The sequence below is a fragment of the Mesorhizobium sp. ESP-6-4 genome (assembly GCF_020164735.1).
GTDB lineage: Bacteria > Pseudomonadota > Alphaproteobacteria > Rhizobiales > Rhizobiaceae > Mesorhizobium.
Genome location: NZ_JAIUGS010000035.1, coordinates 1 through 14,712, shown reverse-complemented (window position 1 = coordinate 14,712; position 14,712 = coordinate 1). Strand labels below are relative to the sequence as shown.

Sequence of the window (14,712 nt, the reverse complement as noted above, 5' to 3'; positions counted from 1 at the left end):
ATCCAGCCAGCATCTTGAATCACAAATCAGACGACGCGGGAATCCCTTCCGATTCAATCAAGCGATGAAACGCTCTAGCTTGAAACAATTCCAAGATACGTGCGCAGCGATAGGCTCGGCGGCTTTGCCGCAGCCTTCCGTTCGCCGCAGGAAGTATGAAGAATGACGGCCATGTCAATTTGAGGCAGTCGCGGGTCCTCGTGCCTGGCTAATTCCTGCGTTGCGCTGTCGCACCCGTACCTCGCCCCGCGCGCACCACGCCATCAATGACATCAGCGGCAGGAAAAGCACGACGCCGATATGCTCACGCTCGCTGAAACATTGCCGGGAAACAGCACCGGCATCGCATAGGCGGCGCGGGCAAGCGCGAGAAGCGCCGGTCCTTCCCTGAAACGGGCGGCGCACCCCCGCGCCGGCCAGCATCAGTCCCGCCAGGGCAGCCAGAAAGGAGATATCCTTTAAGCGCCAATTGATCTCGATAAGCCAGTGCCGCCCTAATTGCGTTCGGCGATATCGCTGCGGATGAACAGGGTTACGGAGGCGTTCTGATAGAGCAGACGATAGTCCTGCAAAGCCTTTGCGATCAAAGGGCTGTCACGCAACGGCGCCGTTGCGTGCGGCTGCGTCAGATGGAGCTTTATCGGTACGTCCGGTCCTGCGGTTCCGTCATCGGCAACGATATCCGGCCGTTTCGTGGCCAACTCACTGGCGATCGCCTGCGTGTAATCCGCGCGCAAGGCTTCGAGCCTGAGGCGGGTCGCGATATCCGGCCCAGACTCGATCAGGACCTGGGCATCATTGACCATCCAGCCGGACGGGTGGCGCCCAACCATGCGAGCGCCGGTCATCCGGACGAGCGGATTGCCGATCTGCAGCGCCGAGCCGATCGATATTAAGGTTGGGTGATCGGCGATCCGGTTGATGGCGGCCGTCGCCGCGTCGAGATCGCCACGCGGTTCGACGAATGCCAGGCCTTGCCGTGGCGCGACGGTCGTTACGAGCAAAAGCAGACCGAACCCGACACCCGCCCTTGCCAGCACAGGCAGGTCGCGCTGTGGCCGCAAGCGGATAAACTGGAGCACAAAGGCCAACATGCCGAGCGTCAGGAACGGCATCGCCTGATAGGTCCAGCCTTTGCCCAAGACGACAAACCCAGGGACATAGCCAACACCTGCCAGCAGCAGAATCTTCGCATCGCGATCGGGCCGGTCAGGGTAGGCCATGGCCAACGTTGCCGCGGCCATGGCCACGAAAATCTTCACCGGCAAGAGCATCAACATGTCGACGACCGGCAAGCGCATCGGCAGATAGACCTCGCGCAGCAAAGGCAGGACATCGGTGAAGAAGGGCTGCATGAAAACCACAAGCACGACCAGATAGGCGACGGTCAAAACAGCGCCGAACACATTCTCGGTCGTCAGCAGAGGCCGCGCCGAGCGTCGCTGCGCGGCAAGGACCAGCACCGGCGCAGCCAGCGCCAGCACGCTGAAGGGCGGTTTGATCATGACGAAAATCGCGGCGCCAATCCCGGCGGCAAGCCGCTCGGCCGTGCTGCCGGCGCGGAAATCCGCTGTCCGGTCGCGTGCCGCAAGCAGCGCCAGCCAAGGCAAAAGGCAGATGACTGCGGTTTGTTCGCGCTGGCCGAAATCCGCCGGCGACAGCGCAAGCAGAAGAAACACCAGGACCGGAACTGCCCAGACGAATCGCGTCAGCGTTTGGTCGGCACGTACGAGGATTCGAGCTGAAAGCCAGACCGAACCGATTGCCAGCACTACCATGCCGAGCCCCACCCAGAGCTCCGCCGAAAACCCGGTCAACCGCTCAAGAATCAGGAATGGCAGATAGAGCCAGGTGGAAAAGGGCGGATTGGCCTCGGCGACGTCGACATAAAGGCGTTCGCCGCTCAGCACGCGGTCGCCGACGGTCAGCAGCCACGATACGTCGACATTGCCCGGCAAGAGGCGGGAGACGACGATCGCATAGAGAGCGATCAACAATGTTGCGGCAGCCGGCAGACCAAGGCGAAATGCAGTTCCGGCCTGACGGGGCCGCAGATCGGCCTGCTCGCCTGAAGCAACCAATGGCGCATCCATGCCGGGAGCCTCAATAGCAGTACAGCGTTTGTGGCTTAGTTTCTAACGGACCGGCAGTTAAGCGCGCTTTAACCGGCAGCCACCGTTCAAAATTTCCTCGCGACCTCTCCCGAAAGGACGGCTGCGGATCACTCTGCCTGGGCAGTTCCTGGATTGCGCAGCAACACCTGCACTTCGTCATCCTCGGCAATCTGCTGATAGCGTCGCAGGAAGTTGGTGTAGTCTTGCCACTGGGCAAGCTCCGCATTCCAGTCCCTGTCCTTTTTCTCGACGATTATTATGGCAGGCTTCTGGGTCTCGAGTTCGGCGATCTTGCTCTCGATGTAGCGATCGGCGATCTGCCGGTAGTGGGACGCCGCCTCCTGGTCGCCGTTCCGGCTTGCGATGCCCGAAAGATAACGCGCTGATTCACCCAGCCAGTCGTTGCAATGGCGTGAAATCCATGTCCCGCCGAGCATGCGGGTAAGAGGATGGCCTCCCGAGATGTCGGCGCCGACTAGCGCGACGGTCGGCTGAGGAGCAGCGGCCTTAAGCTTGGCGACAAACTCTGCACTGAGCTTCTGTGTCTGCATGAACGGGATGGCGGCGGCGGCAATGATGACAGCCAGCAGCACCTTGAGCACCAGTTCCATTGCCGTGCCCGGCGACTTGTATGTCGCCGGGGCAGCTTGCGCCATCCTCAGCAGGAGGGCCGCCAGAATCAGACTGAAGGCCGGAAACGCGTGATAGGGCCAGCCTTTTGCCTGGTAGATCAGCGGCACGGTCGCAGCCAGCGAAGCAAGCGTGAACACGGTGACCAGTGGCGACAAAGGCAATCCCGGTCTAAGAAGATATAGCGCGGCAAGAGCGACCACATAGATCGGCACATAGATCTCCAGCAGCGCCTGCATCTTCTGCATCCGCATATAGGTGTCGGCCAGCATCGGATAGACGACGCTCAGGAATTCCGGATAGAAATACTGGACGGCAACGACATAGGCGACGCAGACCAGGCCGATCGCCCAGTTCTCGACGGCGAAAAGCATCCGGATCGACCGGCGGCTCCAGGCCGCGTATAACGCCGGAACGAGCACGACCAGTGCATAGTAGGGCTTCACCAGAACCAGCACGCTGCCGCTAAGCCCGGCAAGAACCGCCGTCAGGATACTCGGCACGCGTCCTTCGATAGGCGCCGCGCGCCACGCCGTCAGCACCAGCATCGGCAAAAACAACGCGATCCCCAGTTGCTCCCTTTCGGTGAAAGCATTGCCCGGGAAGATGACAAGCAGGGCCAGGAACAGCGGCAACATTTGAAACAGCGCGCGGTTCTCGGCAAGACCGGCCTGTCTGGCGATCAGCCCGGCAAACCCCAATCCTGCCAGGCAAATCGCATAGCTGTAGGCATGAACCGCCACCTCCGGCGACATGCCGACCTTGTGCGCCAGTGCCACGACCGGCATGAACATCCAAGGCGTGAAAGGCGGATTGACTTCGAACACGTCGACATAGAGCCGTGATCCGGCAAGCATCTTCTCGCACAGCGTGATCACCCAACTTGTGTCTGGTATGACGCCCCATCGCATCTGCCATGGAATGGCGGCCGCCAGGACCAGCAGGCAAAGTGTCACGGTCCATGCCCTGCGCGCTTCGCCGATAGGCGCGTCTGCTGTCGGTCTGTCGAGCACGGCGGTCATCGGCTCTCTCCTTCGGGGCAGAGGGGGCCGTTGGCGCCCATGGGAGCGCCGAAGACAAACTTGCGTAAGACTGCGAAGTTCAGAACCGGCACTAGAATGGAAGCCAGCGCCACCGGCACCGACGACAGGTACCCGGCGAGATCGGTGAGAATTGCGGCCAGCCCAACGGAGAGGAGGAATCCGGCCCCGGTTGCACAGGCGAAGCGGAAGATTTCGATGCCAAGCGCACCGTCAGGCATGAACGTCACGCAGCGATGCCCGCAATAGGAAAACGCTGCTCCAGCGCTGGCGTCGAGCTTGTCGAGTTAGGCTCATCCCGCCGGACAAGTAGCGGCAGCGCCGCCTCTGCATTGAAGCCCGGAATGACCAGTGAATAGACCGGGGGCTCGCGTCCCGCGGCATTGCCCGCGTTGATCACCGGTTGCCTCCCGACACCCGTTGGAGTTTAGCTGGCAACGCTAGTCGGGATTGCCTAAGGCGCCGTTAAGGGGTCACAATTTCCTTAACGCCACTTCCTCGATCAGGTGGTTGGTGCCCTTGCGCAGGATGAGGTCGGCCCGCGCCCTGGTCGGCAGGATGTTCTCGCGCAGGTTCTTCAGGTTGATGTTGGCCCACAGCCCCTCGGCGATGGCCCGCGCGGCATCCTCGGAGAGCTGCGAATAGCGGTGGAAGAAGGAATCCGGATTGCGGAAGGCGGTTTCGCGCAGCCGCATGAAACGCTGGATGTACCATTGATGGATCAGCTTCTCGTCGGCATCGATATAGATGGCGAAATCGAAGAAGTCGGACAGGAACGGCACGATCTTGCCATCCTTCGGCAGCTTGCCCGGCTGCAGCACGTTGATGCCTTCGAAGATCAGTATGTCCGGCCGGTCGATGGTGACAAACTCGCCGGGAATCACGTCGTAGGTCAGGTGCGAATAGACCGGCGCCCGGACGCTGCTTTGCGCCGACTTGATGCCGGACAGGAACCTGAGCAGCGCGCCGACGTCGTAGCTCTCGGGAAACCCCTTGCGCTCCATCAGGTTCTCGCGGCGCAGAATCTCGTTGGGCAAGAGGAAGCCGTCGGTGGTGATGAGGTCGACTTTCGGGCTCGACGGCCAGCGCGCCAGAAGTTCCTTCAGCACGCGCGCCGTGGTCGACTTGCCGACCGCGACCGAGCCGGCAATGCCGATGATGAAGGGTGTCTTGACGACGTCCTGCGCGTTGAAAAAGGCCTGGCGCTGCCGGAACAGCAGTTGGCTCGCCTCGACATGGGCCGAAAGCAGCCGGGACAGCGAGAGGTAGATGCGCTTGACCTCTTCGAGGTCGACCGGGTCGTTGAGCGAGCGCAGCCGGTCGATCTCGTCCCCGGTCAGCGTCAGCGGCGTGTCGGCCCGAAACTGCGACCATTGCTCGGCGGAGAAGAATCGATAGGGGGAATACTTCTCGGTCGGAGCCAGCTGGTCCATCGGGTTTCCTGCCCTCCTAGAGCGTGCCGCCGAAAAGTGCGAAGCCGGGCGACATCATGCTCTCTCTTTCGATCAGCCCTGGGGCCGGGACGCCTTTTCGGCGGTACCCGAGCGGCTGGTTCGGCCCTCAAGCTCCTTCAGCACCTCGTCAAGCGGAATGCCCGCGATGCCAAGGACGACCAGCCAATGATATATAAGATCGGCGCTTTCCGAAACGACGGCTTTCTTGTCCCCCTTGACGGCGGCAATCACCGTCTCGACGGCTTCCTCGCCGAGCTTCTGCGCCGCCTTGTCGATGCCTTTGGCGAACAGCTTCGCCGTCCACGAGTCGGCGTCGCCGGAATGGGCGCGCTGATGGATGATCGTTTCCAGCTCGGCGAGCGAAAATTGAGCCATAGCAGCGGTTTAAGTCCGATGGGCGGCCGAGTCCAGCCGCATCGGCAGGCCGGCCCTGGCCATCTGCGCCTTGGCTTCGGCGATGGTGTAGGTGCCGAAATGGAAGATCGAGGCGGCAAGCACCGCGCCCGCATGGCCGTCGCGGATGCCTTCGACCAGGTGATCGAGCGTTCCGACGCCGCCGGAAGCGATCACCGGCACACGCACCGCGTCGGCAATCACCCGGGTGAGCGCGATGTCGTAACCGGCCTTGGTGCCGTCGCGGTCCATCGAGGTCAAAAGGATCTCGCCGGCGCCGCGTTCGACCATGCGCTGCGCGAATTCGACCGCGTCGATGCCGGTCTTCTCGCGTCCGCCATGGGTAAAGATCTCCCAGCGGTCGGTCTCGCCTTGCGTCGATACCTTCTTGGCGTCGATCGCCACGACGATGCACTGGTTGCCGAATTTATCGGCGGCTTCCGCGACGAAATCCGGGTTCTTCACCGCCGCCGTGTTGATCGACACCTTGTCGGCGCCGGCCAGGAGCAGCTTGCGGATGTCGGCCACCTGGCGCACGCCTCCGCCGACGGTGAGCGGCATGAAGCACTGCTCGGCCGTTCGGGCAACCACGTCGAAGATCGTCTCGCGATTGTCGGACGAGGCGGTGATGTCGAGGAAGCAGAGCTCGTCGGCGCCGGCGGCATCATAAGCCTTGGCGGCCTCGACCGGGTCGCCGGCATCGACGAGGTCGACGAAGTTGACGCCCTTGACCACGCGGCCGTTCTTGACGTCGAGGCAGGGGATGACGCGGGCCTTGAGCATCACTTGCGCTCCAGCGTCGAGAGCAGGTCGACCACCAGCGCGCCGACCAGCGGCGGCACGTCGCCCTTGGGATCGAAGGCCGGATCGTAGGCGGAGATGGTAAGCCCGGCGATGGCGAGCGGCCCGGCGAGGCCGCACATGGCGGTGCGCAGCTGCTCGGGCGCCGGACCGCCGGGCGTGGTGTAGCGATTGGCCTGCAGCTTCTCGGGGTCATGCACGTCAAGGTCGACATGCATGTGGACCTGGCGTGCGCCGTCGGCCTTCAGCCTTTGCGCCGCGCTCTTCCAGTCCGGGCATTCGGTCCGGATGATCGGCAGCTTTTCCAGCAGTTCCTGTTCCGCGCTGTCGAGGTCGCGCGCGTTGACCAGAACGCAGCGCGACGGATCGACCGGCTTGAAGCCCGGAATCTGCGCCGCTATCGATCGCCAGCACAGGCCCAGCACGGCGGCCAGCGCCATGCCGTCGAGAAAGCCCGTTGTGGTGGTTTCCGGCGTGTTGAGGTCGCCATGCTGGTCGGCCCAGATGATGGCGTCGGCACCGGCACCGGCCACGGCGCCGGCGGCGGTCAGGCAGTTGCCGGCCAGCACGATCGGAAACCGCTTCCTGTCCAGCGCCATGCGGACTTCGCCTGAAACGGCGTTGCAGACGGAAAATCCGGTACCGATCTCGCGCTCGGCTTCGTCCTCGACCACCTTGCCGATGTCGCTCACCTCGACATCGTGGCCGGCGAGCTTCAGCGCCTCGGCCAGCCCGCCCGAAATCAGCGCGTCCGGGCCCTGGCCGCAGCCGCCGTGGAAATGGCCGCTGTCATAGGAGGCCAGAATGATCGAAATGTTCACGCTCTTGCCCCCGTCCGCTCGCCGCGCAGGATCGCCAGCGCCTCGGCTGGGTCGATACGTCCGTCATACAGGGCGCGGCCGGAGATCGCGCCTTCGAGTTTTTGCGCGTCGGGCATGGTCATGCGCACGATGTCGGCGATCGAGGCGAGGCCGCCGGAGGCGATCACCGGAATCGACACGGCCTCGGCGAGGTCGATGGTCGAATCCCAGTTGATGCCGGTCAGCACGCCGTCGCGGTCGATGTCGGTGTAGATGATGGCGGCGACGCCGGCGCCCTCGAATTTCTTGGCCAGCTCGATGACGCCGAGCTCGGAGGCCTCGGCCCAGCCTTCGACCGCGACCTTGCCGCCCTTGGCGTCGATGCCGACGGCTATTTTCCCGGGAAAGGCCTTGCAGGCCTCCTTCACCAGGTCGGGTTCGCGCACCGCCACGGTGCCGAGGATAACGCGCGTCAGGCCGCGATCCAGCCAATCCTCGATCTGCGGCAAGGTGCGGATGCCGCCGCCGAGCTGCACCGGGTTCTTCGTCGCCTTCAGAATGGCGCCGACCGCCGCCGAATTGACGCTTTGGCCCTTGAAGGCGCCGTTGAGGTCGACGACATGCAGCCACTCGAAGCCCTGCTCCTCGAAGGCCCTGGCCTGCGCGGCGGGATCGTCGTTGTAGATGGTGGCGGTGGCCATGTCGCCATGCTTCAGGCGCACGCACTTTCCGTCCTTGAGGTCGATGGCGGGAAACAGGATCATCGGTCAGGCGCCCTCGACGATGACGAAATGGCCGGTCGAGGCGGCGAGCCGGAACTTCGAGGCATGCTGATATTCAGGCGAATGATAGCATTCGAGCGCCTTGTCGTAGGACTCGAACTCGACCAGCACGTGACGGTTGCCGGTCGGCCCTTCCGGACTCTCGTAGCGTCCCGCGCGGACCGGGAACTTTGCGCCGTATTTCGCGAAGGCGACGGCATTCGCGTCGATATACTGCTTGTAGACGTCCGGATCGCGGACATCGATCATCGCCATCCAATAGCCCTTCTTGCTCATTGTCAGGGCCTCCACTTCAGGAAATTGGTGATCAAGGCCAGGCCGAGCGCCTGGCTCTTCTCGGGATGGAACTGCGTGCCGGCAAGGTTGTCGCGGGCGACGGCCGCCGTCACCGCGCCGCCATAATCGGTCGTCGCCAGCACTTCGCCGGAATTCTTCGCGTCCAGATGATAGGAATGGACGAAATAGGCGTGCAGCCCCTTCGGGCCGGTCTCGATTCCGGAAAACAGTGGGTGTTTGCGTTGGAGTTCGATCGTGTTCCAGCCGATCTGCGGGATTTTCAGCGCCGGATCGGAGGGTTGGATCTCCTTGACGTCGCCCGCGATCCAGCCAAGACCTTGGGTGATGGTCTTTTCGAGGCCGCGTTGCGACATCAGCTGCATGCCGACGCAGATACCGAGGAAAGGCCGCCCTTTACGAAGCGCGGCCTCTTCCACCGCCTCCCACATGCCTGCCACCGCATGCAGGCCGGCGGCGCAGTCGGCATAGGCGCCGACGCCCGGCAGCACGATGCGGTCGGCGGAACGCACGCGCTCGGCGTCGGCCGTCAGCTCGATCGTCGCGGCAAGGCCCGCTTCATGCGCGGCGCGCTCGAAGGCCTTGGTGGCCGAGCGCAGATTGCCCGAGCCGTAGTCGATGATTGCCACCCGCATGTCAGGGCCTTCCAGGCGTATGGGTCAGGCCGAGCGCCATGCCTGTCTGCGGCGGACGTGCCTGCGATGCATCCGGCACGATGCGCGGCAGAGGCTGCTCCTCGCTCTCCTCGCCGGTTTCCAGCGCATGGCGCGTCTCGGCATCGCCGAGATTGCCGGCCTCGATCACGCCCCATTCGCGCCAGCCGCGCCGCCGCAGCGAGGCGATGCGCAGGCCCTGGCCTTCGAAGCCGACATAGAGGGAGACCAGCAGCGACAGCAGCGATCCGGCCCCTTCGAGCCCGAGCCTCTCGCCGGCCACCGACAGGATCGCCATGACGATGAAGGTAAGAGCCGCCTCGATCCACATCCGGTGCCAGGCGAGCCAGAGCGGCGCGACCAGGAAACCCAGCCAGGTGAAGCTGTCGCGCACGAAAATTGCGTCCTCGGCTTTGTTGCCGGCCGGCGGCGCCATCACGACATAGATCGCCATAGGGCTATCCTTTCAGGGATCCCTTGGTGGAAGGCACCGCGTCGGGCTGGCGCGGATCGGGCTCCAGCGCTGCGCGCAACGCCCGCGCCACCGCCTTGAAGCAGGTTTCGGCGATATGATGGTTGTTGGCGCCGTAATGGTTGGTCACATGCAGCGTGATGCCGGCATTCTGCGCTAGCGCCTGGAAGAACTCGCGCACCAGCTCAGTGTCGAACGTGCCGATCTTCGGCGACGAGAAGCCCACATTCCAGACCAGGAAGGGCCGGCCCGAGACGTCGATCGCCGCCCTGGTCAGCGTCTCGTCCATGGCAAGGTCGATCGAGGCATAGCGCATGATGCCGCGCCGCTCGCCCAGCGCTTTGCTCAGCGCCTGGCCGATCGCGATGCCGGTGTCCTCGACCGTGTGGTGGTCGTCGATATGCAGGTCGCCCTTGGCCTTGACCGTCATGTCGATCAGCGAATGCCGCGACAGCTGGTCGAGCATATGGTCGAAGAAGCCGACGCCGGTCGAAATGTCGGATTTTCCTTTGCCGTCGACATCGACGGAGACCGAAATCTCGGTTTCCTTGGTCTTGCGGCTGACTTCGGCCGAACGCGTCATCGCTTTGTCCTTGTTGCCCTGCTTGGCGGCGCCAGGGCTTGAAAACGAGAGCCTTCTATCAGCATGATCCGGCGATTGCCAGTTGCCATTCCGGCCGCTATCGGCTCGGCCTGAGGTAGTTTGCAATCGTTGGCCCTATGCATACATATGGCCGATCAAACTCACTCGTACCGCGCCAATCGCCTTTTCAAGGGATAGCGCGCATCGGAGCTCAAATGTCCAATGAACTCACCATGCACGCCACGACCATCATCAGCGTGCGCAAAGGCAACAAGGTCGTGATCGCCGGCGACGGCCAGGTCAGCCTCGGCCAGACGATCATGAAGGGCAACGCCCGCAAGGTGCGCCGCATCGGCAAGGACGGCAGCGTCATTGCCGGCTTCGCCGGCGCTACCGCCGACGCCTTCACCCTGCTCGAGCGGCTCGAAGCCAAGCTGGAGCAATATCCGGACCAGCTGACGCGCGCCTGCGTCGAGCTCGCCAAGGATTGGCGCACCGATCGCTATCTGCGCCGGCTGGAGGCCATGATGCTGGTCGCCGACAAATCGGTCTCGCTGGCGCTGACCGGCAATGGCGACGTGCTGGAGCCCGAGCATGGCGTCATGGCCATCGGCTCCGGCGGCAATTACGCGCTGGCCGCGGCACGCGCGCTGATCGACACCGACAAGGATGCCGAGGAGATCGCCCGCAAGGCCATGCAGATCGCGTCCGACATCTGCGTCTACACCAACAACAATTTTGTCGTCGAAACGCTCGATGCCGCTTGAACGACCATGATCCCGAAGGGTGGCCGCCGGTTTTCGGACAAGATCATGGTCGAACAGGAAGATAGCTATGATTTTCGGCCGGTCACGGAAAAAGACCTGCCGATGATCGCCGGCTGGCTGCGCGAGCCGCATGTCGCCGCGTGGTGGGACGATCCGGAAAAGGAAATCGCCGAGATCCGCGAGCATATCTCCTCGGTCTCGGTGGAGCCGCTGATCGTCGAGCTCGACGGCAGGCCAATCGCCTATCTGCAGAGCTATGATCCGCATATGGAGGACGACCATCCCTATGCCGACCAGCCCTTCGGCACGCTGGGCATCGACCTCACGATCGGCCCGCCGGAGCTGGTCGGGATCGGTCATGGCTCGGCCATCGTGCGCCAGTTCGTCGAGGAGCTTTTGGAGGAAGGCGCGCCGCGCGTCATCATCGATCCGCATCCCGACAATGGCCGCGCCATCCGCGCCTATGAGAAGGCCGGCTTCAGGCCGATCGGCCGCAGGCATTCGCAATATGGGGACGTCGTGCTGATGGCCGTCGATGCGGCCGACGACGATGAAAATCTGGGGGACTGATTGAATGACCGCATCCGGAGGGGACAAGACGCTTTCGGCCTATGAAGACAGCTGGCGCATGGGCCTGCTGCTCGTGCTCGCCTTTATCATATTCCAGGCAGGCGCCTTGTACGGCATGGGCCATCCGCCGATCTGCACCTGCGGCTACGTCAAGCTCTGGCATGGCGTGGTCAACAGTTCGGAGAATTCGCAGCACATCGCCGACTGGTACACCTTCTCGCACATCATCCACGGCTTCCTGTTCTATGCGCTGGCCTGGGCGCTGTTCCCGCGCTCGCCAGTGGGCTTAAGGCTCGCCTTCGCCGTCCTCATCGAAGGCGGCTGGGAGATCCTGGAAAACAGCCCCTTCATCATTGACCGCTACCGCGCCGGCACCATCTCGCTCAACTATTACGGCGACTCGATCATCAACTCGGTGTCCGACACGCTGTTCATGGCGCTGGGATTTGTGATGGCGCGAAAGCTACCTATATGGGTGGTCGTGGCCCTGGCGCTCATCTTCGAGTTCGGCACGGGTTACATCATCCGGGACAATCTGACGCTCAACGTGATCATGCTGCTGCATCCGTTCGAGTTTATCAGGCAGTGGCAAAGTGGAATTTGAGTAATATGAGCACCTTTTCTCCCCGCGAAATCGTTTCGGAACTCGATCGCTTCATCATCGGCCAGAAGGACGCCAAGCGCGCCGTGGCCATTGCCTTGCGCAACCGCTGGCGCCGCCAGCAGCTGGAAGGCCAGATGCGCGAAGAGGTGATGCCGAAGAACATCCTGATGATCGGCCCGACCGGGGTCGGCAAGACCGAGATCTCGCGGCGCCTGGCGCGGCTCGCCGGCGCGCCCTTCGTCAAGGTCGAGGCCACGAAATTCACCGAGGTCGGTTATGTCGGCCGCGATGTTGAGCAGATCGTGCGCGATCTCGTCGAGGTCGCCATCGGCCTGACGCGCGAGAAGATGCGCGAGGACGTCGCCGCGCGCGCCCAGATCAACGCCGAGGAACGCGTCCTGGAAGCGCTGGTCGGCAAGACGGCGAGCCCGGCGACCCGCGACTCCTTCCGCAAGAAGCTGCGCGACGGCGAGCTCGACGACAAGGAGATCGAGATCGAGGTGGCCGACACCGGCACCGGCGGCATGCCCGGTTTCGAGATCCCCGGCATGCCGGGCGCCAATGTCGGCGTGCTCAACATCAACGACATGCTGTCGAAGGCTATGGGCGGCCGCAGGACCAAGACCCGCAAGACCACGGTGCGCGATTCCTACGCGGTGCTGGTCAACGACGAGTCCGACAAGCTGCTCGACCAGGACGAGGTGGTGCGCAGGGCGCTGGAATCGGCCGAGAATGACGGCATCGTCTTCCTCGACGAGATCGACAAGATCGCCGCCAGGAGCGACATTTCGGGCGGCCCGTCGCGCGAAGGCGTGCAGCGCGACCTGCTGCCGCTGGTCGAAGGCACCACCGTCGCGACCAAATATGGGCCGATCAAGACCGACCATATATTGTTCATCGCTTCGGGCGCCTTCCATGTCTCCAAACCGTCCGACCTGCTGCCCGAGCTGCAGGGCCGCCTGCCGATCCGTGTCGAGCTGCGCGCGCTGGAGAAGGCGGATTTCATCCGCATCCTCACCGAGACTGAGGCTAGCCTCATCAAGCAGTATATCGCGCTGATGAAGACCGAAGGCGTCGAGCTGACCTTCACCGACGACGCCATCGATTCGCTCGCCGGCATCGCCGTCGACCTCAACGCCAGCGTCGAGAATATCGGCGCCCGGCGCCTGCAGACGGTGATGGAGCGTGTGCTGGACGAGATTTCCTACGACGCGCCCGACCGCCACGGCACGGCGGTCACCATCGACGCCGCCTATGTCGAGAAGCATGTCGGCGACCTGTCCAGAAACACCGACCTGTCGCGGTTTATTCTTTAAGCTCTATCTGGGTTTCGGGCTGGCCTTCGAGCCGGCCTGAAACGCCCGCCCAATGCCCCGATTTCGGGCCGGCTCAGGCCGGCCTGAAACGCCCTTCCAATCCAAAGTGTGGCCAAATGGAAGCATCTGGCCACCATTTTCGCTAACAGCTCGAAGCCTTCTCTCGACTCTGCCAAGCGCTTTACCTAGTTTGCCGCGCATTCGAAGGCGGCGGCGTATGAAGAAACTTATCCTGCTTTTTCTCGGCATGGCCTTGGCGGCGGCGGTGGCAACCGCCGATGCCGCGACCATCGTGCCCCCGGGCAACCGCAACAGCGTGCAGCCGGATATTCCAGGCGCCTCCAGCCGGCGCACTCAGGCCACAAACACCACCTTCCAGGCCAAGTACCGCAAGGTCTACGCGCTGTTGCAGAACGATGCCGAGCTGCGCGGCAAGATCAGGAAGGCGGCAGCAGCCTACGGTATCGATCCCATGCATATCGTCGGCGCCATCGTCGGCGAGCATACCTACAATGTCGACGCGTACGACCGTCTGCAGACCTATTACGTGAAGGCGATCTCCTATTTGTCGAGCAAGCTCTCTTTCGCCTATCACGGCGAGGACGTTTCGGATTTCATCCATCGGCCGGAATTCGAGAAATGCGCCGGCATGGACGACAGCTATGACCTTTGGGAATGCCGCGAGCAGGTGTGGAACCGCGCCTTCCGCGGCAAGAGCGTCGGCGGCGAGGATTTCCCCAACGATCGCTTCGGCGCCACCTTCTTCCAGCCTTATTATGCCGGCCAGACCTTCGGCCTCGGCCAGTTGAACCCGCTGACCGCGTTGCAGATGAGCGACCTCGTGCACAAGGTCTCGGGCCTGCCCAGGCTCGACGTCGGCGATCCCAACGCGGTCTATAAGACCATCATGGACCCGGACCTGACGCTGCCTTACGTGGCCGCGACCATCAGGAAGTCCATCGACGCTTACCGCGGCATCGCCGGCTTCGACATCTCGAAAAATCCGGGCCTCACCGCCACGCTCTATAATGTCGGCAACCCCGAAGAGCGCGCTTATGCTCTGAAGGCCGAGAACGACAAGCGCCGCGCCGCCGGCGAACCGGAAAAGCTGCCCGAAGAAAATTATTACGGCTGGCTGGTCAACGACAAGCTGGATGAGCTGAAGGCGCTGTTTTAGGGCGTCACATTCGCGCTGCCCCTCAAGACCCGCGACCCCATCCTTTCGTCATTCTAGGGCGGAGCAAGGAGCGAAGCGACGCGCGCAGACCCTAGAATCCATGCCGTGACATTGGCCGGAGAATGCAGCGGTCCAGAATAGCCGCCGATAACGGCGCCAGCTAAGATCGCCAGATGACCGGCTATGTCTACATGACCGCAAGCCAGAAAGGCGGCACGATCTATATCGGTGTCACCAACGACCTGGCGCGTCGGATGTCGGA

The 14,712-nt window shown here is 63.1% G+C and carries 19 protein-coding genes; 6 read left to right on the top strand and 13 right to left on the bottom strand.

The features are described from left to right. Window positions 1–494: 494 nt before the first annotated feature. The 13 genes from LB523_RS29095 to hisB form a co-directional block, all read right to left on the bottom strand. The gene (locus LB523_RS29095; protein WP_224609601.1) at window positions 495–1,994 is read right to left on the bottom strand and encodes a hypothetical protein; all 1,500 of its coding nucleotides are present in this window, start codon (window positions 1,992–1,994) and stop codon (window positions 495–497) included. A gap of 227 nt (window positions 1,995–2,221) precedes the next feature. Next, window positions 2,222–3,766: a hypothetical protein gene (locus LB523_RS29090; RefSeq protein WP_224609599.1), complete on the bottom strand. Its 1,545-nt coding sequence runs from the start codon at window positions 3,764–3,766 to the stop codon at window positions 2,222–2,224. After that, the gene (locus LB523_RS29085; protein WP_263493218.1) at window positions 3,763–4,005 is read right to left on the bottom strand and encodes a GtrA family protein; all 243 of its coding nucleotides are present in this window, start codon (window positions 4,003–4,005) and stop codon (window positions 3,763–3,765) included. Before LB523_RS29085 ends, LB523_RS29090 begins: the two co-directional genes overlap by 4 nt. Window positions 4,006–4,010: 5 nt before the next feature. After that, entirely contained in the window at window positions 4,011–4,184 is a 174-nt protein-coding gene (locus LB523_RS29080) for a hypothetical protein (RefSeq protein ID WP_224609595.1), read from the bottom strand. 73 nt (window positions 4,185–4,257) lie between these two features. Then, a complete protein-coding gene (gene coaA / locus LB523_RS29075) occupies window positions 4,258–5,217 on the bottom strand; it encodes a type I pantothenate kinase (protein ID WP_140843531.1) in 960 nt (319 codons plus the stop codon). Between the two features lie 72 nt (window positions 5,218–5,289). Further along, window positions 5,290–5,613: a phosphoribosyl-ATP diphosphatase gene (locus LB523_RS29070; RefSeq protein ID WP_095768008.1), complete on the bottom strand. Its 324-nt coding sequence runs from the start codon at window positions 5,611–5,613 to the stop codon at window positions 5,290–5,292. Window positions 5,614–5,622: 9 nt separating this feature from the next. After that, entirely contained in the window at window positions 5,623–6,414 is a 792-nt protein-coding gene (hisF, locus tag LB523_RS29065) for an imidazole glycerol phosphate synthase subunit HisF (protein WP_224609592.1), read from the bottom strand. After that, entirely contained in the window at window positions 6,414–7,253 is an 840-nt protein-coding gene (locus tag LB523_RS29060) for an arginase family protein (RefSeq protein ID WP_224609589.1), read from the bottom strand. The genes hisF and LB523_RS29060 overlap by 1 nt, the downstream gene beginning before the upstream one ends. Next, window positions 7,250–7,996, bottom strand: coding sequence for a 1-(5-phosphoribosyl)-5-[(5-phosphoribosylamino)methylideneamino]imidazole-4-carboxamide isomerase (hisA, locus tag LB523_RS29055; RefSeq protein ID WP_224609586.1), 747 nt, complete (start codon window positions 7,994–7,996; stop codon window positions 7,250–7,252). The genes LB523_RS29060 and hisA overlap by 4 nt, the downstream gene beginning before the upstream one ends. Before the next feature lie 3 nt (window positions 7,997–7,999). Continuing rightward, on the bottom strand, window positions 8,000–8,290 hold the full coding sequence (locus LB523_RS29050; protein WP_224609583.1) for a DUF1330 domain-containing protein: 291 nt from the start codon (window positions 8,288–8,290) through the stop codon (window positions 8,000–8,002). 2 nt (window positions 8,291–8,292) lie between these two features. Then, window positions 8,293–8,943 (bottom strand): imidazole glycerol phosphate synthase subunit HisH, encoded by a 651-nt coding sequence (hisH, locus tag LB523_RS29045; protein WP_224609580.1) that lies wholly within the window; start codon window positions 8,941–8,943, stop codon window positions 8,293–8,295. Between the two features lies 1 nt (window position 8,944). Beyond that, the gene (locus LB523_RS29040; protein WP_224546346.1) at window positions 8,945–9,415 is read right to left on the bottom strand and encodes a DUF2628 domain-containing protein; all 471 of its coding nucleotides are present in this window, start codon (window positions 9,413–9,415) and stop codon (window positions 8,945–8,947) included. Between the two features lie 4 nt (window positions 9,416–9,419). Beyond that, window positions 9,420–10,016 carry an imidazoleglycerol-phosphate dehydratase HisB gene (gene hisB, locus LB523_RS29035; RefSeq protein ID WP_140843544.1) on the bottom strand — a complete coding sequence of 199 codons (597 nt, stop codon included), beginning with the start codon at window positions 10,014–10,016 and terminating at the stop codon, window positions 9,420–9,422. A gap of 215 nt (window positions 10,017–10,231) precedes the next feature. Between hisB and hslV the strand changes: the two genes are divergently transcribed. The 6 genes from hslV to LB523_RS29005 form a co-directional block, all read left to right on the top strand. Continuing rightward, a complete protein-coding gene (gene hslV / locus LB523_RS29030) occupies window positions 10,232–10,783 on the top strand; it encodes an ATP-dependent protease subunit HslV (RefSeq protein WP_095768016.1) in 552 nt (183 codons plus the stop codon). Window positions 10,784–10,828: 45 nt separating this feature from the next. Next, a complete protein-coding gene (locus tag LB523_RS29025; RefSeq protein WP_224609577.1) occupies window positions 10,829–11,353 on the top strand; it encodes a GNAT family N-acetyltransferase in 525 nt (174 codons plus the stop codon). A 4-nt stretch (window positions 11,354–11,357) separates the two neighbouring features. Then, entirely contained in the window at window positions 11,358–11,957 is a 600-nt protein-coding gene (locus LB523_RS29020; RefSeq protein WP_224546351.1) for a DUF2585 domain-containing protein, read from the top strand. 5 nt (window positions 11,958–11,962) lie between these two features. Continuing rightward, entirely contained in the window at window positions 11,963–13,273 is a 1,311-nt protein-coding gene (gene hslU / locus LB523_RS29015; protein ID WP_224525955.1) for an ATP-dependent protease ATPase subunit HslU, read from the top strand. Between the two features lie 217 nt (window positions 13,274–13,490). Then, entirely contained in the window at window positions 13,491–14,450 is a 960-nt protein-coding gene (locus tag LB523_RS29010; RefSeq protein WP_095768019.1) for a DUF1402 family protein, read from the top strand. A 173-nt stretch (window positions 14,451–14,623) separates the two neighbouring features. Continuing rightward, window positions 14,624–14,712 (top strand): GIY-YIG nuclease family protein (locus tag LB523_RS29005; protein WP_224609604.1); only part of this gene is annotated, 89 nt, incomplete at its 3' end.

Coding starts and splice junctions, on each gene's coding strand:
- LB523_RS29090 (WP_224609599.1), bottom strand. CDS start 3,766: ATGACCGCCGTGCTCGACAGACCGACAGCAGACGCGCCTATCGGCGAA.
- LB523_RS29085 (WP_263493218.1), bottom strand. CDS start 4,005: ATGCCTGACGGTGCGCTTGGCATCGAAATCTTCCGCTTCGCCTGTGCA.
- coaA (WP_140843531.1), bottom strand. CDS start 5,217: ATGGACCAGCTGGCTCCGACCGAGAAGTATTCCCCCTATCGATTCTTC.
- LB523_RS29070 (WP_095768008.1), bottom strand. CDS start 5,613: ATGGCTCAATTTTCGCTCGCCGAGCTGGAAACGATCATCCATCAGCGC.
- hisF (WP_224609592.1), bottom strand. CDS start 6,414: ATGCTCAAGGCCCGCGTCATCCCCTGCCTCGACGTCAAGAACGGCCGC.
- hisA (WP_224609586.1), bottom strand. CDS start 7,996: ATGATCCTGTTTCCCGCCATCGACCTCAAGGACGGAAAGTGCGTGCGC.
- LB523_RS29050 (WP_224609583.1), bottom strand. CDS start 8,290: ATGAGCAAGAAGGGCTATTGGATGGCGATGATCGATGTCCGCGATCCG.
- hisH (WP_224609580.1), bottom strand. CDS start 8,943: ATGCGGGTGGCAATCATCGACTACGGCTCGGGCAATCTGCGCTCGGCC.
- LB523_RS29040 (WP_224546346.1), bottom strand. CDS start 9,415: ATGGCGATCTATGTCGTGATGGCGCCGCCGGCCGGCAACAAAGCCGAG.
- hisB (WP_140843544.1), bottom strand. CDS start 10,016: ATGACGCGTTCGGCCGAAGTCAGCCGCAAGACCAAGGAAACCGAGATT.
- hslV (WP_095768016.1), top strand. CDS start 10,232: ATGTCCAATGAACTCACCATGCACGCCACGACCATCATCAGCGTGCGC.
- LB523_RS29025 (WP_224609577.1), top strand. CDS start 10,829: ATGGTCGAACAGGAAGATAGCTATGATTTTCGGCCGGTCACGGAAAAA.
- LB523_RS29020 (WP_224546351.1), top strand. CDS start 11,358: ATGACCGCATCCGGAGGGGACAAGACGCTTTCGGCCTATGAAGACAGC.
- hslU (WP_224525955.1), top strand. CDS start 11,963: ATGAGCACCTTTTCTCCCCGCGAAATCGTTTCGGAACTCGATCGCTTC.
- LB523_RS29010 (WP_095768019.1), top strand. CDS start 13,491: ATGAAGAAACTTATCCTGCTTTTTCTCGGCATGGCCTTGGCGGCGGCG.